This is a genomic window from Brevundimonas sp., assembly GCF_044336875.1.
Taxonomy (GTDB): Bacteria; Pseudomonadota; Alphaproteobacteria; order Caulobacterales; family Caulobacteraceae; genus Brevundimonas.
Genome location: NZ_JBIIOP010000020.1, coordinates 1 through 18503, shown reverse-complemented (window position 1 = coordinate 18503; position 18503 = coordinate 1). Strand labels below are relative to the sequence as shown.

General features: G+C 67.6%; 19 protein-coding genes and 1 tRNA gene. 6 read left to right on the top strand and 14 right to left on the bottom strand.

The window, feature by feature from the left end; genetic code table 11:
- Nucleotides 1-41: 41 nt before the first annotated feature.
- Entirely contained in the window at nucleotides 42-170 is a 129-nt protein-coding gene (locus tag ACIQ1T_RS16620) for a hypothetical protein (RefSeq protein WP_395945668.1), read from the bottom strand.
- Nucleotides 171-392: 222 nt separating this feature from the next.
- Here ACIQ1T_RS16620 and ACIQ1T_RS16615 point away from each other — a divergent pair, with 222 nt between their 5' ends.
- From ACIQ1T_RS16615 to ACIQ1T_RS16600, 4 genes are read left to right on the top strand one after another with little or no spacing between them, the layout of a single operon-like run.
- On the top strand, nucleotides 393-1163 hold the full coding sequence (locus tag ACIQ1T_RS16615) for a carboxymuconolactone decarboxylase family protein (RefSeq protein WP_395945667.1): 771 nt from the start codon (nucleotides 393-395) through the stop codon (nucleotides 1161-1163).
- On the top strand, nucleotides 1160-1576 hold the full coding sequence (locus tag ACIQ1T_RS16610; protein ID WP_395945666.1) for a MerC domain-containing protein: 417 nt from the start codon (nucleotides 1160-1162) through the stop codon (nucleotides 1574-1576). Before ACIQ1T_RS16615 ends, ACIQ1T_RS16610 begins: the two co-directional genes overlap by 4 nt.
- Nucleotides 1577-1623: 47 nt before the next feature.
- Complete coding sequence (locus tag ACIQ1T_RS16605; protein WP_395945665.1) at nucleotides 1624-4806, top strand: efflux RND transporter permease subunit; 3183 nt, start codon at nucleotides 1624-1626, stop codon at nucleotides 4804-4806.
- A complete protein-coding gene (locus ACIQ1T_RS16600) occupies nucleotides 4803-6002 on the top strand; it encodes an efflux RND transporter periplasmic adaptor subunit (protein WP_395945664.1) in 1200 nt (399 codons plus the stop codon). The genes ACIQ1T_RS16605 and ACIQ1T_RS16600 overlap by 4 nt, the downstream gene beginning before the upstream one ends.
- Before the next feature lie 19 nt (nucleotides 6003-6021).
- On the opposite strand, the gene ACIQ1T_RS16595 is transcribed toward ACIQ1T_RS16600, so the two are convergent.
- The 13 genes from ACIQ1T_RS16595 to ACIQ1T_RS16535 all read right to left on the bottom strand — a co-directional run bounded on the left by ACIQ1T_RS16595 (nucleotide 6022) and on the right by ACIQ1T_RS16535 (nucleotide 17149).
- Nucleotides 6022-6846 carry an SDR family oxidoreductase gene (locus tag ACIQ1T_RS16595; protein ID WP_395945663.1) on the bottom strand — a complete coding sequence of 275 codons (825 nt, stop codon included), beginning with the start codon at nucleotides 6844-6846 and terminating at the stop codon, nucleotides 6022-6024.
- Nucleotides 6847-7274: 428 nt separating this feature from the next.
- The gene (locus ACIQ1T_RS16590; RefSeq protein WP_395945662.1) at nucleotides 7275-8513 is read right to left on the bottom strand and encodes a DUF3363 domain-containing protein; all 1239 of its coding nucleotides are present in this window, start codon (nucleotides 8511-8513) and stop codon (nucleotides 7275-7277) included.
- A 555-nt stretch (nucleotides 8514-9068) separates the two neighbouring features.
- Entirely contained in the window at nucleotides 9069-10019 is a 951-nt protein-coding gene (locus tag ACIQ1T_RS16585; RefSeq protein ID WP_395945698.1) for a DUF2493 domain-containing protein, read from the bottom strand.
- A 295-nt stretch (nucleotides 10020-10314) separates the two neighbouring features.
- Nucleotides 10315-10785 (bottom strand): GcrA family cell cycle regulator, encoded by a 471-nt coding sequence (locus tag ACIQ1T_RS16580; protein ID WP_395945661.1) that lies wholly within the window; start codon nucleotides 10783-10785, stop codon nucleotides 10315-10317.
- A gap of 127 nt (nucleotides 10786-10912) precedes the next feature.
- Complete coding sequence (locus ACIQ1T_RS16575; protein ID WP_395945660.1) at nucleotides 10913-11041, bottom strand: hypothetical protein; 129 nt, start codon at nucleotides 11039-11041, stop codon at nucleotides 10913-10915.
- A 9-nt stretch (nucleotides 11042-11050) separates the two neighbouring features.
- Complete coding sequence (locus tag ACIQ1T_RS16570; RefSeq protein ID WP_395945659.1) at nucleotides 11051-11335, bottom strand: single-stranded DNA-binding protein; 285 nt, start codon at nucleotides 11333-11335, stop codon at nucleotides 11051-11053.
- Nucleotides 11336-11366: 31 nt separating this feature from the next.
- Nucleotides 11367-11714: a single-stranded DNA-binding protein gene (locus tag ACIQ1T_RS16565; protein ID WP_395945658.1), complete on the bottom strand. Its 348-nt coding sequence runs from the start codon at nucleotides 11712-11714 to the stop codon at nucleotides 11367-11369.
- 128 nt (nucleotides 11715-11842) lie between these two features.
- Nucleotides 11843-12175: a hypothetical protein gene (locus tag ACIQ1T_RS16560; RefSeq protein WP_395945657.1), complete on the bottom strand. Its 333-nt coding sequence runs from the start codon at nucleotides 12173-12175 to the stop codon at nucleotides 11843-11845.
- Between the two features lie 79 nt (nucleotides 12176-12254).
- Nucleotides 12255-12533: a hypothetical protein gene (locus ACIQ1T_RS16555; protein ID WP_395945656.1), complete on the bottom strand. Its 279-nt coding sequence runs from the start codon at nucleotides 12531-12533 to the stop codon at nucleotides 12255-12257.
- A 665-nt stretch (nucleotides 12534-13198) separates the two neighbouring features.
- Nucleotides 13199-13288 (bottom strand) — tRNA-Ser (locus ACIQ1T_RS16550).
- A gap of 152 nt (nucleotides 13289-13440) precedes the next feature.
- Nucleotides 13441-14628, bottom strand: a complete 1188-nt coding sequence (locus ACIQ1T_RS16545) for a sugar diacid recognition domain-containing protein (RefSeq protein ID WP_395945655.1) — start codon at nucleotides 14626-14628, stop codon at nucleotides 13441-13443.
- Entirely contained in the window at nucleotides 14615-15808 is a 1194-nt protein-coding gene (locus ACIQ1T_RS16540) for a glycerate kinase (RefSeq protein WP_395945654.1), read from the bottom strand. The genes ACIQ1T_RS16545 and ACIQ1T_RS16540 overlap by 14 nt, the downstream gene beginning before the upstream one ends.
- A 30-nt stretch (nucleotides 15809-15838) precedes the next feature.
- Nucleotides 15839-17149 (bottom strand): MFS transporter, encoded by a 1311-nt coding sequence (locus tag ACIQ1T_RS16535; protein WP_395945653.1) that lies wholly within the window; start codon nucleotides 17147-17149, stop codon nucleotides 15839-15841.
- Nucleotides 17150-17457: 308 nt separating this feature from the next.
- On the opposite strand from ACIQ1T_RS16535, the gene msrA reads away from it, so the two are divergent.
- Both msrA and ACIQ1T_RS16525 read left to right on the top strand, forming a co-directional pair.
- A complete protein-coding gene (msrA, locus tag ACIQ1T_RS16530; RefSeq protein WP_395945652.1) occupies nucleotides 17458-18108 on the top strand; it encodes a peptide-methionine (S)-S-oxide reductase MsrA in 651 nt (216 codons plus the stop codon).
- Nucleotides 18109-18180: 72 nt separating this feature from the next.
- The coding region (locus tag ACIQ1T_RS16525; RefSeq protein ID WP_395945651.1) for a 2-oxoadipate dioxygenase/decarboxylase family protein at nucleotides 18181-18503 on the top strand (323 nt) is incomplete at its 3' end.

Genomic DNA, 18503 nt, shown 5'->3' with positions numbered 1-18503 from the left:
TTCAGTTGCCGCCAAGATCAAAATGGGCCTATGCGAGGGCTTTATGAGTGAAGCGCCCGGCCGATCCCAAGGACCAGGCCGCCGCGCCAGCCTTCGTCCTGCTCGTGGACGGCCGACGTCACCAGCATCCGCCTGACGAACTGCCCTTTCCGCGAACGGCGACGCCGCATTCATGAATCCTCGCCATAGGGACATGCGGGCTCGGCCCGCTAATCGACCGGGCCGCCCTGCCTTAGAGTTCCGGCTCGGCGAGGATGGCGGTTCACCCCGACCTCCTCATGAACGGTCATGCTCGCCTTAGTTCGGCGCCGCGCCCTTCCCGGCGGCGCCGGACGTCCGCTCGCGCCGATCGCTTCGCGACACGGCGCTTTCCCGACGCCTGGATATCCGCAATGAAACTGTTCGCCGCCGCCCTCGCCGCCGTCTCGGTCTCTGCGCCGCAGGACGACCGAGGCTCCGCTCGCCGCGAAAGCGTCGCCCCTCCCGCCGTCCACGCCGTGGCGCCGCCCCTGGCGACCTATACGGACGACGTCCTCTTCGGCGACGTCTGGGAACGCCCGCAACTGAACAAGCGTGATCGCAGCTTCGTCACCATCGCCGCCCTCATTGCGACGGGCGGCGTCGAACAGATGCCCGGTCATTTTGATCGCGCAATCGACAACGGCGTGACCCCGTCCGAACTGTCCGGCGTCATCACCCATCTGGCCTTTTACGCGGGGTGGCCCCGCGCCATGTCGGCTGTCGGCGTCGCCAATCGCATTCTCGAGAAACGAGGTTTGACGCCGGTTCAGACCCCCGACGCCCGCCTTGCCTTCGACCGGGTCGCCGACGCGCCCCGCGCCCATGCGGTGACCGGCGGCGTCGGCCCCGTCGCGCCGGCCCTCGCAGCCTACACCAATGAGGTGCTGTTCGAAGATCTGTGGCTGCGAACCGACCTGAGCCCACGGGACCGCAGTCTGGCGACTCTCGTCGCCCTGACCGCCAACGGCCAGGCGGAGCAGATCGGTTTCCACCTCGACCGCGCGCTCGACAACGGCCTGACCCGGGTCGAAGTCGGAGAGACCCTCACCCATCTCGCCTTTTACGCCGGCTGGCCACGCGCCATGTCCGCCGTCAACGCCGTCGACGTTGTCTATAGGCGTCGGGACGAAGCAGCGCGATGAGTTGCGAGACCGTTCCGGCGACCCGGACGGCGGGTCTGGCGGACGCCGCCGGTGTCGGCCTGTCAGCCCTGTGCGCGCTGCATTGCCTGCTCCTGCCGATCATCGCGAGCTTTCTGCCGGCCTTTTCGGCCGGGGAAGCCGCCTGGGTGCACTGGGCGTTTGCGGTCGCCGCTCTCGCCGCCGCCGCGGGGCTGTTCAGCGGAGAGGCGCGGCCGCTGGTCGCCGGCCTGGCGATCATCGGCCTCTTCCTCCTGTTTGACGCAGCCGTGCGCCCCCTGACACGTGCGGGCGAGACCTTGCTGACCCTGTCGGGCGGATCGGCCCTGGCCGTCGCCCATCTGCTCAATCTCTGGCCTCGTCGTCGGTCTTCCGATGACTATCCGCAACCGCTCGACGGTTCGAACACGCTCTAATTTATCGACCAGATCGGCGTCGCGCTCGCGGCGGCCCGGAGACCTCAATGCTCGCTATCGTCCGGATCGCACTCGCCAAGCCCTACACCTTCATCGTGATGGCCTTGGCCATCCTGATCATCGGCGCGATCGCCGCCGTGCGTACGCCCACGGATGTCTTCCCGAACATCGGCGTGCCCGTCGTGGCCGTGGCCTTCAGCTATACCGGCCTGCCGCCGGAAGACATGTCCGGCCGGATCATCACCCCCTATCAGCGGGCCCTGACCACCTCGGTCAATGATATCGAACATATCGAGGCGACCTCCTATCCCGGCGTCGGGGTGGTCAAGATCTTCTTCCATCCCGGCGCGGACATCCGTCTGGCCAACGCGCAGATTACAGCCGTGTCCCAGACCCTCCTGCGGCAGATGCCGCCGGGCGTCACCCCGCCCCTGATCATCAACTACAGCGCCTCGACCGTGCCGGTGCTGCAGTTGGCTCTGGCCGGTCAGGGACTCAGCGAGCAGCAATTGCTCGATGCCGGCACCAACATCATCCGCTCGCGCCTGGTCACTGTATCCGGCGCCGCCATCCCCCTGCCCTTTGGCGGCCGCAGCCGCCAAATCCAGATCGACCTCAATCCCGAGGCCCTGGCCGCGCGAGGTCTGTCCGCCGCCACCGTCTCGGCCGCCATCGCCGCCCAGACCCAGATCACCCCCGGCGGTTTCGCAAAGATCGGCGAATTTCAGTACAGCCTGCGCCTCAACAACGCTCCCGGCTCAGTCGAGAGCCTCAACGACCTGCCGGTGCGCACCGTCGACGGAACCACCATCCGTATCGGCGACGTCGCCCATGTCCGCGATGGCTCGGCGCCCCAGCAGAACGTCGTCCACGTCGACGGCGCTCGATCGGCCCTGCTGACGGTGTTCAAGAACGGCGCGACCTCGACCATCGCCGTGGTCGACGGCGTGCGCGCCATGCTGCCCGAGCTTCAACCCAACCTGCCTGACGGCATGACCGTCCGCCCCTTGAACGATCAGTCGGTCTTCGTCCGCCACGCGGTCGAAGCGGTCATGCACGAAGGTGTGCTGGCCGCCGGCCTGACCTCGTTGATGATCCTTCTGTTTCTGGGCTCGTGGCGCTCAACGGTGATCATCGCCGCCTCGATCCCCCTAGCGGTCATGGCCGCGATCGCAGCCCTGTCGGCCTTCGGCCAGACCCTGAACCTTATGACGCTGGGCGGTTTGGCGCTCGCCGTAGGCATTCTCGTCGACGACGCCACAGTCACCATCGAGAACATCGAGTCACACCTTGAGCAGGGCAAGGACGTCCGCACCGCCATTCTGGACGGCGCGTCGCAGATCGTCGCGCCGGCCTTCGTCAGCCTGCTCTGCATCTGCATCGTTTTCGTGCCCATGTTCTTCCTGCCCGGCGTGTCCGGTTTCCTGTTCGTGCCCATGGCCCTGTCGGTCATCTTCGCCATGGTCGCCTCCTTCATCCTGTCGCGCACCTTCGTGCCGACCGTGGCCCTGTACCTGCTGCGGCCGCACACGCATCACGACGGCGAACGGCCTGTGTCGCGCAACCCGCTGGTGCGGTTCCAGCGCGGCTTCGAGCGCCGCTTCAATCGGCTTCGCGACGGCTATGCGAGCGTGTTGGGCTTCTTCATGCGGCGTAGGCCCGCCTTCGCCGCAGGCGTCTTGATCTTCGCCGTGGCCAGCCTGGGCCTCACCCCCTTCCTGGGGCGAAACTTTTTCCCCGAGGTCGACGCCGGCTCCATCGCCCTGCACGTCCGCGGACCGACCGGCCTGCGCATTGAGGAAAGCGCTGCCCTGATGGACCAGGTCCAACAACAGATCCGTCAGGTCATCCCCGCCGAGGACATCGAGACGATGGTAGACAACATCGGCCTGCCGGTTTCGTCCATCAACAGCATCTACAATGCGTCCGGCACCATCGGACCGCAGGACGGCGACATCCTGATCGGCTTGAAAGACGGCCATGCGCCGACCGCCGATTATGTCCGAGAGTTGCGGCGTCGGCTGCCTCAGGCCTTCCCGCAAGCCACCTTCTCCTTCCTGCCCGCCGACGTCACCAGCCAGATCCTCAACTTTGGATCGCCGTCGCCGATCGACATTCAGGTGACCGGGGGCAAGGCGGCCGAGAATATGGCTTATGCCCAGCGCATCCTGGCCGCCGTACGCGGCGTGGACGGTCTGGTCGACGCCCGCATCCAGCAGCCGCTGGGGACGCCGGAGCTTCGCTTCGAGGCCGACCGAACCCGGATGAGCGCCCTAGGCCTGACCGAGGCGGACGTCACCAACGCCGTTGCGGGCTCGATTGCCGGATCGTCGCAGACCGCGCCGGTCTTCTGGCTGAACCCCGACAACGGCGTCTCCTATCCTGTCGTGGCCCAGGCGCCGGAATATCTGGTCGACGATCTGGAAAAGCTGGCCAACCTGCCGGTGACTGGCGCCAACGGCCAGAGCCAGGTTCTTGGCGCGCTGGGGACCTTTTCGCGCACGGCCGCGCCGGCCGTGATCAGCCAGTACGACATCCAGTCGACCATCAATGTCTATGCCGCCACCCAGGGCCGCGATCTGGGCGCTGTCGCCACCGACGTCGAACGAATCCTCAAAAGGCTGGAGACCGGCAAGCCCGAAACGGTGCGGGTGGCCCTGCGGGGCCAGTATCAGACCATGAACACCGCATTCAGCGGCATGGGCTTCGGTCTGCTCGGCGCCGTGCTGATGATCTATTTATTGGTCGTGGTGAACTTCCAGTCCTGGACCGATCCGCTGGTCATCATCTCCGCCCTGCCTTCAGCGCTCGCTGGCATCGTCTGGATGTTGTTCGCCACAGGTACGCCCCTGTCCGTCCCGGCTCTGACTGGCGCCATCCTCTGCATGGGGGTGGCGACCGCCAACTCCATCCTCGTGGTCAGTTTCGCGCGTGAACGTCTCGCCCTTGTCGGCGATCCGGTCCAGGCCGCCTTCGAGGCCGGCGTTGCGCGCTTCCGGCCGGTGATCATGACCGCCCTGGCCATGATTATCGGCATGGCGCCCATGGCCCTGGCGCTCGGCGCCGGCGCGGAACAGAACGCCCCGCTCGGACGGGCCGTCATTGGCGGCCTGATCTTCGCCACCTGCGCCTCGCTGCTGTTCGTGCCCGTGGTCTTCGCCATGGCCCACCACCGCCGCGAAAGCCGATCCCCTTCGCCCGTCGCCGCCGTTCCCCAAGGAGCTGAATGATGTCCGCCCCCCACAATGACGTCGATCTGCCCGCCGCCAATCCCGCCCATTTGAAACGCGCGGCCATGATCGGCGCAGCCCTTCTGGCGGTCGTGCTCGTCGCCGGGGCGACGACCCGCGCCCTGTCCGCACGCGCGCTCGACGCCGACACCCAGGTCATGGCCGTGCCGAGCGTGGTTCTGATCCGGCCCGAACAGGGCGCCGGCGCAGGGGTTTCCCTACCCGGTCGTCTGCAACCCTGGGCCGAGGCCCCGGTCTATGCGCGCACCAGCGGCTACATCCGCGCCTGGCATGTCGACATCGGCGCCCATGTCCGGGCAGGTCAGGTCCTGGCGGACATCGACGCGCCTGAGGTCGACCAGCAACTGGCGGCCGCCCAGGCGGCGCTGGGCGTCGCCCAGTCGCAGATGGATTTGGCCCAGACGACCGCAGACCGCTGGCGCCGGCTGCTGGAGATGGGCACCGTCTCCCAGCAGGCGGCAGAAGAACGGATCGGCGCCTATGAAGCCAGCCGGGCCTTGCGCGATCAATCGTCGGCCGAGGTTCGCCGCCTGCGCGCCTTGACCGGGTTCAAACGTGTCGTGGCGCCCTTTGACGGCGTGGTGACCGGCCGCACGGCGGACATCGGCGGTCTGGTCGTCGCCGGCTCAGCAACCGCCGAACCTCTGTTCACCATCGCCGACGACCGGCGTCTGCGCCTCTATGTGAGCCTTCCCGAAAACCAGAGCGCCCTGCTGCAACCGGGCGCCACGGCGCGCTTTACCGTGCCCGATCAACCGGGTCGGGAGTTCACCGCCCGTCTCGCGGCCTCGGCCGATGCGGTCAATCCGCAAACCGGGACCATGACCGTGCAACTCGGCGTGGACAACACCGAGGGGACCTTGCGTCCCGGCGGCTACGCCCGAGTCTCTCTCCAGACGGCGAACCCCCAAAACGCTACGCGGGAACTGCGTATACCGGTCAGCGCCCTTCTTTTCCGCAAGGAGGGGCCGGCGGTGGCGATCCTTGCGGCAAACAATCGGGTCGCCATCCGCCCGATCGTCATCGCGCGCGACAATGGTCGGGAACTGGTGATCGCGAGCGGACTGACAGGGCAGGAGCGGATCATCGACAACCCCTCCAGCGCCATCACGACGGGCCAGGAAGTTCGAATCGCCGCCCCCGCCGCCCAAAGCCAGGCGCAGGGACGGTCGTGATCCGTCCGGCGGGCGTTCCCTAGTTGGGAGCCAGTTCGCCGTAGAAGTAGGAGGCGGTGACGCCGCCATCCATCAGGAAATCGCTGCCCGTGATAAAGGCGCCGTCGCGCCCCATCAAAAGGGCGCCGAGCACGCCGACTTCGTCCGGCGTGCCGGCCCGTCCGGCGGGCGACAGGGACAACATGCGACGATAACCCTCGCCCCGCGGTCCGCTCAGCTCGTCGTTGGCCAGCGGCGTCATGATGATGCCGGGGCTGATAGTGTTGATCCGTGCGCCGCGCTTGGCCCAGCGCACCGCTTCGGCCATGACGCGCAGAGCGTTGCCGCGCTTGGACAGCTGGTAGGCGTTCAACGGATCTGTGACCTTGTCGGGCTGAAGCATCGGCAGCGACAGCAGGTCCTCGACCGGCGTCGTCGCCAGGGCCTTGTCCTGCTCGGCCGTCAACGCCCCGAGACGGTGACCGGACTGGGAAGCGATGACCACGCCGGAACCACCCTCGGCGATCACCGCGCCGAAGGCCTCCAGCACCAGGGCCGTGCCGTATAGATCGACCTTCAGGATCAGCTCCGGCGGGGCCTGACTGGGCGAAACGCCGGCGGCGTGGATCAGGCCCGACACCGGACCGATCGCGGTGGCGGTCGCCACCAGCGCCTCGACCGAAGCTCGCGACGCGACATCGACCTCAGCCGTGCTGACCTCGAAACCCGCATCATTCAGGACCTTGGCCGCAGCCTCGGCGTTGGCGGCATACAGGTCCGCCAACACTACATGCTTGCCAACGCTCACCCGTCGGGCGATCGCCTGGCCGATCGATCCGGCGCCTATAACGACAACGACTTCCATAATCCGCTCTCCTTGGCGACAATGATCCGGCGTGAGGTTGAACGCCGTCCTGTGCAATTACGCCCTGTCGAAGGAACGCAGTAGGACGACTACCCGGCATAGACTTATGATCACAAAACATGAATGATCAGCGCTCCGCCCAAAAAATCGCTCAATCGATTGATGGTCGCAGATCATAGAGGCTTGCTGCCCTTCAGGAGCATGTTGCTCGGCTTCTGCGCCACATTGGCGGCCCTCCGCCTCATCGCGTTTTCGCCCAGCATCCGCTCATGCTCCTGGTCGGTTTGTTTACGGCGGGCTTCACCCTGGTGACGGCGATCCCGACCAAGACCTGAGCCGGAGGTTCGAGCACCTGAACCCGTCGCGGCTCCGCGCCCCCCATCGACGCGGTCGGGTGTGATCGAAGCGGCCCGTCATCTGCGCTCCTGTCACCGCTCGACGCCGCGCGCCCTCCCCCTCATCACCTGCCCCATCCCGTTCGCCCCCACCTCCAAAGCAACATCTTGTCCGGCTCGCACCGCTGAACCGGGCCGGAGGCGAACATAGGACTCCGCGCCGTCCGCTCCCCTGACGATGACATAGGGCTGCGCGCCCAACTCGTCATGGAACCCCGCCTTCACCGCGACACCCTGCACGCGTCCCGGTCTCGCCATACGCACGGCGCGAACACCCTGCAGGCGCCTCTGGTTGAGCGTGCGGATGATGTCCCGCCGAATCTGAAGCTGACGCAGACGAAGCTCGATCTCATCATTCAGCCTATATTTCCGCCCTGCCCGGGTCGCCAATCCCAGACCTTCCAGCGTGCGCAACCGACCACGTGTCAAGGCCGCCCAGGCGTCTGTCCCCCCGACCCCGTCCTCCACCAGTCCAGCGCCATCCGTCGCCGCGATCAGCCTTCGGTCCAGGGCTGTGAACCGCTCCGCCTGGGTCTCCCTCCAGACCCTGCGCTCTGCATCGATCCGCGCCAGATCGCCGAGCCGTTCCTGGGCTGCTTCCTGCGCCCGCGCCCTGAATCCGTACGCGACATAGTCGCGGGGAATAACGAGGTCGCGGCCGTCGGCGCGCTTGCCTTGAACGAGAACATGGGCATGCGGCTGGTCGGTGTCGTAGTGACAGGTCGCCAGCCAGTTGAGGGCCGGCTCGCCCAGATCGCTCGCGACACGCCCCATCACATCGCGGACATAGTCCCGAAGATCGGCGATCCGATCCCCATGCTCCGGCGAGACGATGAACCGGAAATGATGCCGGTCGGCCGCCCACGGCTGCGTCGCCGCCGGGGCGTCCACATCGTCGAAGTCTCGATCAAAGAACTTGGGCCGCGTGCCGTCGTCGCCTGCGCCGGACCGACCCAGATACCCGACGTGCGCCGCGAGGGCCGCGCCTCGCGCCGCGAATTTTCCGGCATGACGCACCACCATCGCCTTGATGATCACACGCTGACGCACATCGAGCCGAAATGGGCGCCCGGACCGGTTCTGCGCCGTCCGCAGGACGCCGGACCGATCCCCGAGAGCGAAGGTCCGCGAAGCCGCAAGTCGGATAAACATCGCCGTTCGGACATCGGCGGCGTCGCGTTTGAGGGTGTTCGGAAGACGCACCAGACCGTCGCCGCCGCCGCGCTCGCGCCATGCCTCGATCTGTTCTGACACGCGGTCACGCACCAGCATCGACACCTCCACTCGGACCGTTCCCCGGAGGATAATCGCCGCGACTTGGAGCAAGTCGTTCAGCATCGTCCCCGGACCCGCTAAGCTGCCGGGAAGATACCCGAAAAGCGGAGCGCCGATCGCCTCCTTTTATCTTGCCCTCCCCCCTTCAGAGCAGATTCCAAGCCACGCCGATCATATGTGGCCCGCCCCTATCAAAACCGATCAATGCCCTCCCCGTATTCCGAAACCGCCGCCGCAGAACTCGCCAGACGAGCGCAGTCGCGACTGATCCCGGACGGGCGCGCGACCACGCGATCATCGCGTCGCGCAATCCATAGGCCAATCTCACCAGCAAATTCTCAGGTCGGCCGCACGGGCGCAGTCATGCTGATCCCGTAGCCAGGCCTCATGTTGGGCGATCACCGTCGTCCGGTCCTCATCCTTGGCGATCACACAAGGGTCGCCCCTTTTGCCGCCCCTGCCGCGGAGCCGACCGCCCCACCGCCTCCAATCGACACAAGAAAACCCGCCCGGCCAAAGCCGAGCGGGGTTTGATCTTACTTGCGATATCTCTCAGGCTGGCCGTGCGCGGATCGGCACATGCCGCAATCCGTGCTCCATCGCCTTCTGTCCGAAGTTCAGCGCCGGTCCGAACGGCCGTTGATCGCCCGACCGATCCCGATCCACCGAATGGACCAGGGTGAGGCAGCAGCTCGGTTCCAGGGCGATCAGGTCGTCGTTCGCCCTGAACGGGGCGGCCTTGCCGTGGGCGTCGAAGTCGGCGCGAGCGAGGATCAGTTTGACGCCCTTCTGCTGGGCCCATTTGATCGCCAGCTTCTCCGCCCCTTTCGCCCCGGTCGTCGCCAGGACCATGTCGGGCCACTCCTGTTTCGCCCAATTGAGCGCGTCGAAGATGCGACCCGCATCGACCGCCGCGTCGGCCGTCGGCGCCCCCCGAAAGGCGATGACCGGACCGCCCGGATCACCGTCGCTCGCGCGTCGCGCCCGGATCGTGCGGATCGCCTGTTTCGCCTCCAGCTGCGCCGCCGTCAGATGCGTGCCGCGTCGCGACCCGCGCCAGGCCGTCCAGACCTCGCCGGTCGAAACGGTCCAGGTCTGCGCCGCCGCGTCGCGCACCAACTCGCAGGCCTGCGTCGCCGCATCGCCGGCCCGGGCCCTCGCCGTGGCCTCCTGCAGCTCGGCGTCCGCTGCTTCGGAGCCGTCGAAGTCGCGGTCCAGGCTGCGCATTGTGTCACGCGCCCGGTCGGCCTCCCGCTCGATCCGTCCGGCCGCCGAATGGAAGGCGCCGATCAGCGCCTCGCCCAGGGTGGTCTGGTAATCCTCGAGCGCAGTGTCGGCGATCACATCGAGCAGTTCCGTCATCAAGGCGCGTCCGAGCTGGACCAGCGCCTCCTCGGCGGGGTGCGCCCGCTGGTCGTCCAGCGCCGCCGTGAGATCGTCGAAGGCGGAGTCGGACTTCTGGACGAAGGCGGTGTGGGTGATCGAAGTTTGCATTGCAGTCATCCTCTGAATGAGGTCGAGCGCCCCATGCGCAACGACGAGGATTTTGGCCACGTCGGGGTCCCCGGACGTCACCGGAGCGGTCCGCCCCTTGCGGGGCGCGCAGGGGAACGGCGCAGCCGTTGACGTCCGGGGTGACGTGACAAGATCAGAAGGCGTTGTGTGGGGGCCTGTCGGCGTCGCCCTTCACGACGCCGACCCGTCTCGGCGCCGCGCGCCGATGCCGTCGAAGAGCACGGACGACAGCCCGCCCGACGACGGCCGCGCCGTCGTCCAGCCGCCCGGGGCGCCCATGCTCTCAATCCGGCACGCCTTCATCCAAAAGGCTCTCAACGCGAAAGGTGCGGCGCTGATAACCAACCGCCGCATGGTCGAGGCAGAAGGCGCCCCGACCGATCGACCTGCCGCACAGGCCGAACGCCGCATGGTCTGGCTGGCCATACGGCCAACGGCACTGGCCGGCTCCGACGGTCAGGATGGTGGCCGTGGGAACAGGCGGGAGACCACTTCGATCGATCCGCCGGACCGCAGTCGACGGGTGCACGGGCATAGCCGTTCGCGCGGGCGAAACCCTATGGCGCGCCGGGGCCGAGACGACGGAAGGCGTCGAAGGCGGCCGCTTCAGCCCGAGCCGATAGACCTTGCCGAGAACACTGCAGCGCGACGCGCCGCCGCCGAGATCGCGCGCGATCCAGGCGGCGCTACGTCCGTCCCGCCAATGCCGGGCCAGACGTCGAACCCGGTCCTTCGTCCAGGGAGAGGAGGTCATGATGATCATTCCTGAGTAACGAGCCCTATCGGCTCGCCCCTCCCCGCCCTTCCCTGTCCTCCAGCGGCCAAATACAGCGACGGCCCCGACGCGGAACGCCGGGGACGCCTTCGACCAAAGCCTCAGGTCAGAACGGGATGTCGTCGTTCAGATCGTAGCCGCCGCCGGTCTCGTGCACTTGGCGCGGCGTGTCGGCGCCTCCCCCCTGGCCGCTGGGTTCACGCCGGCTCTTCAGCCGGATGTCGGCGACGACCACTCGCAGGTCTTAGTGTTCGACGCCGTTCTTGCCAGTCCAGCTGTCGTTCTCGACATGGCCCTGGATGACGACGCGACTGCCCATCCTGGCGAACGGTTCGATGTATTTCTCCGTCGTCGCCTCGTTGAAGCACAGGCAGTTGAACCCGGTCGTGCGCTCGCCGGGCGTGCCGTCGCCGCGCCGGAACCGGGTGGTTTCCAGAACACGGAAGCTCGCCCGTTTCTTGCCCGAGCCCTGGGCCAAGAGGATGGACGGATCGGCGCTCAGATAGCCTTCGAGGGTCAGGGTCTGCATGGTCAGTCTCCTTCTTGATCAGGGTTGGGGGTCAGGCCGCCGCGCGGTCGGCGACGGGTTCGCGGTCTTCGGCCCAGTCCAGGACCGTCAGCCTGTTGACCACCAGCTCCTTGGCAATCCGTTCCGCACCGTCCTTGGCCGTGTATTTGGTGTCGATGAAGGCGCCGACGACGACGGCTTCGCAGCCCTGCGCCAGCCCGCGGGCGATGACCTTCTCGTTGAGGCCCTTCGACCAGCTGACGCAGTTGACGCCGACGAGCCGGTCCTTGCCGCCCGCATCGACGCCCCGCTTCTCGATCAGCCGGAACACCGCCTTGGCGAAGTCGGGGCTGATCTGGGGATCGGCCGCCAGGCGGCCGGTGAACACCATGGTCTGCATCTCAGTCTCCTCATGATCCGAAGCCGCCGGAGAGCCGATCTCCCCGATCCCGCTTCACCCAAGACCGCCCTCCCGCCTCTCCTCCTGGCCCGCTTCCGGGCCTTGCCGGAAGCGGGCACGGTTCGAGATTAGACTGCAGACGGCGTCAGGCCGGCCTCGCCGGCCGGCGTAACGACGAAGGCGGAGGCGCCGTCCAGACCAGGCGCCTCCGCGTCCTCGCCCCGACCATCCTCGCCCCCGGACGTCGGGGCGTGCGCCTCCGGCGACGCCGTCCAAGAGAGGGTGGCGGGCGCCCACGCATGCTCTGCGGCCTTTGCCACCGCGTGCATATCCCGGCTGGGATCGCTCCGCCGCAGCAGGCGCGCGAGTAAGGTGGGATCGTCGAGGGCGACGAGCGGGTCAGAGACTGGATCGGCGAGGGTGTCATCGGCGTCCGTCCGAGCGTCGTACAGGGCTTTCATGGCAGTGGTCTCCAACCGCTCCCAATCGGAGCGCCCCATCCGCCCTTCCTTTCGGGCTCGCGCTGTCGTGGTCGAGACCTCAGCGCCCGATGCTTTCGCTCCAGCCGCCAGGCTTACGAGGCTGACGCGAGGACGAGCGGAGATCGGTCAGCTGGCTCCTCGCCCACTCGTGCAGCTTGCTAAGCGGATAGTAGGGCGTCCGGCCTAGATGGACGCAAGGCGGGCCGTCCAATCGGGTGCAAAAAATCTTGGCCAGAGTGGAGGGCGCGCGGCGGATGCCGAGCCGGGCGAGCTCGCAAGAGGCTTCCTTGCGGTTCAGCAGTCGGTCTTCGAAAGGCTTTAGGGAATGGGTGGTCATTGGGAACTCCTTGTCTACGAGAGACAAGCGAGCGGGATTACCCACAGGGCGTCAATGCGTCGGAATCCGCCGATCACGGACGGGCCGTTTCACTGCTGTTCAGGCGGTTTCAACCGGTTTCATCGTTCACGCCGGATCGCCTGAACGTGATCTGGACGCGTCCTCACGAGCCTCAGATCAGACAGTCTCAGCCTTAGGCTCAGGGCCCATTGATGTGACGCGCTCGATCTGATTCAGGCTCTGCGCGGAGATTGGATGCGAGCGACCTGTACTGGCTGACGGACGAGCAGATGGCTTGGCTGGAACCCTATTTCCCCAAGAGTAACGGCAAGCCTCGCGTGGACGATCGCCCGCGATTTCCGCCGACGTGGCAACCATATGGTGACCACGGTCTAGTTGGCTCCACGGTGGTGGTGAGCTTTTTCAACGCCCTCAGGGGCTTATCGCTACGGATAAGGCGGTCTCAGGTTCCACGACCGGGAAGCTTGGGCTTCACAGTCAACTTGAAGCGCCACGCGTAGCTCATCTGTCAGCTCACCGCGCTTTAACAAGCGTGAAGCGTCCCGAACAAGCCAGCTAAGCACAAATTCAAGCGCAACGCCGTTGATGGGTTCGTTGGTGGGTAACCACCGGAAAACATCAAAAAATCTTTTAAACAACGCGAGTGGCGGACAGAGAGGGATTCGAACCCTCGGTAGGCTTTCACCTACACACGCTTTCCAAGCGTGCGCGATCGACCACTCCGCCACCTGTCCGTTTCACGCCGCCTCGTGCGCGCCGCCGGAGGTCGATCCGACGGGAGGCGGGCCTGATAGAACACCCGGGCGGCCGGAGCAAGCGTCTGTGATCGCCAATAGGGCTCACGTCGAAATTTGATCTGTTCGCGACGGCTTGGCACCTGCCCGCCTCATGCACCGTCGTCGGCGTGCGCCGCCGGCGCCCCCTCGTCCCGCCCCCGCATGTTCAGGGCCAGATAGAGGCGGACACAGTCCTCGCTCCTCTGGAAATCGACCGCACAGATCTCCTCGATCCGGCGCATGCGATAGTCCAGGGTGTTGCGGTGGATGGCGAGCGCGCGCGCCGTCGCCCCCAGGCGCATGCCGTTGGCGTACCAGGCCGCCAGGGTCGCCCGCAGCTGTCCCCGACGGTCCTGGGCGGCCAGGCGCGCCAGCGGCCGGCCCAGCTCGGCCCCCTGCCAGCCCTCTCCCAGCCCGTCCAGCAGCACGGCCAGGACCCGGTCCTCGAACACGAACAGGACCCCGTCCGGCTGGCTCGCCTTGCCGGCCTTGAGCGTGGCGCGGGCGATCTCGAACGATCGGGCCAGGCCGCCCGCCTCGGGGAAATACCGGCCCAGGGCGAACCGGACCGGCAGCGGGCTGCTCTCGCGCATCCGCGCCAGCAGGGCCTCGGCCTGGCGCCGGTGCGCCGCCGGATCCCAGTCGCCCTTGCGGTTCAGGGCCGGCTTCAGCACCACCATCTCGTTCAGGGAAAGGGTCGCCGCCAGACTGTCCCGCTCGGACGTCGACAGCAGGGCGTGCAGCCGCTGGAGCTCGCCCAGCACGGCCTCGGGCTCCAGGACGCCCCCCTCGACCTCGATCACGGCGGCCACGCGCGGCAGGCGCGGGTCGACGCCCAGTTTCTCGGCCCAGCTGACGATCTCGGGCGACAGGGTCTCCGCCCGCGCCAGGGCCAGGGTCAGCTCCTCCTTCTGGCGCGCGTCCCGCGCCAGCCGCCGCTGCAGCTGGGACTGTTCCAGCATGGATTCGGCCGCCAGACGAACCAGTTCGGCATAGACCCGGATCGTGTCCGGCGCCCCGCTCAGCCCCACGCAGCCGACGATCCGCCCCTCGGCCCGCAGCACCAGATTCACCCCCGGACGCACGCCCTCCAGCTGCCCGGCCAGGGTCTCGTCGATCTCGACCGACCGGCCGCGCGACAGCACCAGCAGGGCGCCGGCGTGGACCTGGCCTATGCGGTCGCGGTCGCCGCTGGCGACGATGACGCCCTGGGCGTCCATGACATTGACGTTGCCGCCGACGATCTCCATCGCCCGGTCGACGATGGACTGGGCGATCGAACGGTCAAGCTGCAGCATTCTCGCGGTCCGGCGGCGACACGGCGCCGACCGCCGATCCCGACAGACCAAGCCCCAGTTTCAGCGTCGCCGCAATATTGCGGGCGCAGTCCCGCAGATTGTCGCGCGCCTCGGCCAGCGCCTCCTCGACGGTGCAGGCGCGGGTCAGGACGCTGAAGATCGCCTCGACCCCGTGGGCGTGCAGACGGTCCGCTCCCTCGCCCAGGCAGCCGGCGACGCCGATGACCGGCTTGCCGTTCGCCCGGGCGACACGGGCCACCCCCATGGGGGTCTTGCCCCGAACGCTCTGGCCGTCCATCCGTCCCTCGCCGGTCACCACCAGGTCGGCGTCCCGCACCAGGGCGTCCAGCCCCACCGCCTCGGTCACGATCTCGACGCCCGGCCTCAGCCGCCCGCCGAACACGCCGAACAGGGCCGCCCCCAGGCCGCCGGCGGCCCCGCCCCCGGCATGGTCCGCCACGTCGATCGCCAGGTCGCGCCTCAGCACCTCGGCGAGACGTCTCAGGTTCCGGTCCAGCTGCGCCACCATTTCCGGCGTCGCCCCCTTCTGCGGCCCGAACACGGCCGAGGCGCCCTCGGGCCCGACCAGAGGATTGTCGACGTCGCAGGCGACGTCGATCCGGCAGCCGCCGATCCGGGGATCGATCCCCGAGACGTCGACATGCGCCAGCCGGTCCAGCGCGCCGCCCCCGGCGCCCAGGTCCGCGCCGTCGGCGTCCGTCAGGCGGCCGCCCAGGGCCTGGATCAGACCCGCGCCGCCGTCGTTGGTGGCGCTGCCGCCCAGGCCGACGATCAGATGCTCGACCCCCTCGTCCAGAGCCGCCAGGATCAGCTCCCCGACCCCGCGACTGGTCGCCGCCAGGGGATCCCGGTCCGCCGGCGGGATCAGCATCAGGCCGGCCGCGGCCGCCATCTCGATCACGCCGGTGCGCCCGTCGCCGGTCACGCCGAAGAAGGCCTCGACCGGCGCGCCCAGAGGCCCCGTGACGGTGCGGCGGATCAGTCGTCCGCCCGTGGCCGCCACCAGGGCGTCGACCGTACCCTCGCCGCCGTCCGCGACGGGCACGCCGACGATCTCGGCGTCGGGAAAGACGGCGAGAAAGCCCGCGCGGATACAGTCGACGGCCTCGGCGGCCGACAGGCTTTCCTTGAAGGAATCCGGGGCGATGACGATCTTCATCTGGTTATGCTCTCACTGATCGGCGGCGCTTCAGCGGCTCTGGCCGGCGATCCGCGAACGGACCACCAGCACGAACCCCAGGGCCATGACGCCGGCCAGGATATAGAGGGCCGCATCGGTGCTCCGGGTCGCATCCGCGATCCAGCCGATGAAATAGGGACTGGCGAAACCGGCCATCTGACCGGCCGAATTGATCAGGGCCACGCTGACCGCCGCCGCGCCCGCGCCCATCACGCCCGCCGACAGGGGCCAGAACAGGGCCAGGCCCGTCAGGGCGCCCATGGTGGCCAGGGTCAGGCCGGCGATGACGATCACCGGATCACCGGCGAAGCTCGCGGCCGTCACCAGGCCGGCCACCCCCATCAGCAGGGGCGCGGCGACGTGCCAGCGCCGCTCCTTGCGGGCGTCCGACGACCGGCCCATCGCGATCATGAAGACCGCCGCCGCCGTATAGGGAATGGCGCTCAGCCAGCCGATCGCCGACGGATCGGTGAAGCCGCTCGCCTTGATCAGCGACGGCATCCAGAAATTGACCGCATAGACTCCCGACTGGATGCAGAAATAGATCGCGCCCAGCATCCAGACGATGGGATTGCGCACCACCTCGCCGAAGGCGCCGGCGACGCGGCCGGGCGTGCGGGCCTCGTCCGCGGCCAGGTCGGCGCGCACGGCGGCCCGTTCCTCGGGATCCAGCCAGGGCGCGCTGTCCAGGTCGTCCTTCAGGACGAAGAAGGCGGCGCCGCCCAGCAGCACCGTCGGCAGCCCCTGCAGCAGGAACAGCCACTGCCAGGCCGCCAGCCCGCCCTGCCCGGCCGCGAAATGGCTCAGGATCCAGCCCGAGAAGGGGCCGCCCAGCACGCCCGAGATCGGGATGGCGGCCATGAACAGGGTCATCACCCGGCCCCGGCGATCCGACGGGAACCACTGGGTCAGATACAGGACCACGCCGGGGAAGAAGCCGGCCTCGGCCGCCCCGGTCAGCAGACGCAGGCCGTAGAAGGCCTCGGGCGTGCGCACGAACATCAGCGCCGTCGACAGCGCGCCCCACAGGACCATGATGATGGCGATCCAGCGCCGCGCGCCGATCTTCTTCAGCATCATGTTGCTGGGCACGCCGCAGGCGATGTAGCCGAGGAAGAAGATGCCGGCGCCCAGACCATAGACGGCTTCGCTCATGCCCAGGTCGTCGAGCATCTGCAGCTTGGCGAAGCCGACGTTCACCCGGTCCAGATAATTGAACAGATAGCAGACGAAGATGAAGGGGATCAGCCGCAACATGTTCTTGCGGTACACGCCGCCCAGGCGTGAATCGGCTGTGTTTGCCGCGATCGGCGTATCCATGGTCGTCCCTATCCAGTGACCGGCCTGTGGCTGGCTTGTTGCTTGGTCGCGCCAAACCCGCGACCCGATCACGCTAGGTTACAGGCGTCAGGATATCTTCGTGCATTTCACCGAAAAATTCCGACCTGACAGCCGCTGAACAGGGCATTTCCACATAATCGACAGAGGCTGTACGTCCGGGTGATCGCCCCGCCCCGGCTCCGGCCTCGTGGTCCGTCCTGCCGACGCGCGCCCCGCCCCCTCGGCAAGCGCCTCCGACATCCCCATATAGGGGCCAACGCCATTGTCCTTGTGAAGGAGCCCCCCGGATGCTGTTCAAGAAGAGCGCCGAACTGCCCACCGCCGAAACCGCACTGCCCGGCCGCGCCCAGCCTCTGGCCACCGACGAGGTCCATTTCGTCAACGGCCGCCCCCTGAAGGGTCCGTATCCCGAAGGCTTCCAGACCGCCGTCTTCGGCATGGGCTGTTTCTGGGGCGTGGAACGGATCTTCTGGAGCCTGCCCGGCGTCTGGGTGACCTCGGTCGGCTATTCCGGCGGAATCACCCCGAACCCGACCTATGAGGAGACCTGCACCGGCCGCACCGGCCATACCGAGGTCGTCCAGGTCGTCTTCAATCCGAAGGAAATCTCCTACGCCGAACTGCTGAAGGCCTTCTGGGAAAACCACGATCCGACCCAGGGCATGCGCCAGGGCAATGACGTGGGCACCACCTACCGCTCGGCCATCTATACGCTGAACGACGAACAGCGGGTCGAGGCCGAGGCCTCGCGCGACGCCTATCAGGCGGCCCTGACCGCCGCCGGGCGGGGCGCCATCACCACCGAGATCGAACCCCTCGGCCCCTATTATTACGCCGAGGCCTATCACCAGGGCTATCTGGCCAAGAACCCGGCCGGCTATTGCGGCATCGGCGGCACCGGCGTGGTCTGCCCGATCGGCGTCGGCGTCACGGCCTGAGGTGTGAAACGGCCGCCGGCTTTACGCCCGGCGGCCGACCGGCCTATGCAGCGACGAAAAGTGGGAGTGAAAATGTCCGCCTTCGTCCATCCCGATGAGATCCGCAGCCGGTTCTCGGCCGCCCTGTCCGCGATGTACCGGGCCGAGGTGCCCCAGTACGGCGAACTGCTGACCCTGGTCGCCGACATCAATGCGAAGACCCTGAAGGCCGACGCCGCCGGGGCCGACCGCCTGGCCGCCTCGGGCGAACTGGCCCGCCTGTCGGAAGAACGCCACGGCGCCATCCGCGTCGGCACGGCGGCGGAACTGGCGACCATCGCCCGCGCCTTCGCCGTCATGGGGATGGAGCCGGTCTCCTATTATAATCTGGCCCCGGCCGGGGTGCCGGTCCATTC

Coding starts and splice junctions, on each gene's coding strand:
- ACIQ1T_RS16620 (WP_395945668.1), bottom strand. CDS start 170: ATGCGGCGTCGCCGTTCGCGGAAAGGGCAGTTCGTCAGGCGGATGCTG.
- ACIQ1T_RS16615 (WP_395945667.1), top strand. CDS start 393: ATGAAACTGTTCGCCGCCGCCCTCGCCGCCGTCTCGGTCTCTGCGCCG.
- ACIQ1T_RS16610 (WP_395945666.1), top strand. CDS start 1,160: ATGAGTTGCGAGACCGTTCCGGCGACCCGGACGGCGGGTCTGGCGGAC.
- ACIQ1T_RS16605 (WP_395945665.1), top strand. CDS start 1,624: ATGCTCGCTATCGTCCGGATCGCACTCGCCAAGCCCTACACCTTCATC.
- ACIQ1T_RS16600 (WP_395945664.1), top strand. CDS start 4,803: ATGATGTCCGCCCCCCACAATGACGTCGATCTGCCCGCCGCCAATCCC.
- ACIQ1T_RS16595 (WP_395945663.1), bottom strand. CDS start 6,846: ATGGAAGTCGTTGTCGTTATAGGCGCCGGATCGATCGGCCAGGCGATC.
- ACIQ1T_RS16590 (WP_395945662.1), bottom strand. CDS start 8,513: ATGCTGGTGCGTGACCGCGTGTCAGAACAGATCGAGGCATGGCGCGAG.
- ACIQ1T_RS16585 (WP_395945698.1), bottom strand. CDS start 10,019: ATGACTGCAATGCAAACTTCGATCACCCACACCGCCTTCGTCCAGAAG.
- ACIQ1T_RS16580 (WP_395945661.1), bottom strand. CDS start 10,785: ATGACCTCCTCTCCCTGGACGAAGGACCGGGTTCGACGTCTGGCCCGG.
- ACIQ1T_RS16570 (WP_395945659.1), bottom strand. CDS start 11,335: ATGCAGACCCTGACCCTCGAAGGCTATCTGAGCGCCGATCCGTCCATC.
- ACIQ1T_RS16565 (WP_395945658.1), bottom strand. CDS start 11,714: ATGCAGACCATGGTGTTCACCGGCCGCCTGGCGGCCGATCCCCAGATC.
- ACIQ1T_RS16560 (WP_395945657.1), bottom strand. CDS start 12,175: ATGAAAGCCCTGTACGACGCTCGGACGGACGCCGATGACACCCTCGCC.
- ACIQ1T_RS16555 (WP_395945656.1), bottom strand. CDS start 12,533: ATGACCACCCATTCCCTAAAGCCTTTCGAAGACCGACTGCTGAACCGC.
- ACIQ1T_RS16545 (WP_395945655.1), bottom strand. CDS start 14,628: ATGCTGCAGCTTGACCGTTCGATCGCCCAGTCCATCGTCGACCGGGCG.
- ACIQ1T_RS16540 (WP_395945654.1), bottom strand. CDS start 15,808: ATGAAGATCGTCATCGCCCCGGATTCCTTCAAGGAAAGCCTGTCGGCC.
- ACIQ1T_RS16535 (WP_395945653.1), bottom strand. CDS start 17,149: ATGGATACGCCGATCGCGGCAAACACAGCCGATTCACGCCTGGGCGGC.
- msrA (WP_395945652.1), top strand. CDS start 17,458: ATGCTGTTCAAGAAGAGCGCCGAACTGCCCACCGCCGAAACCGCACTG.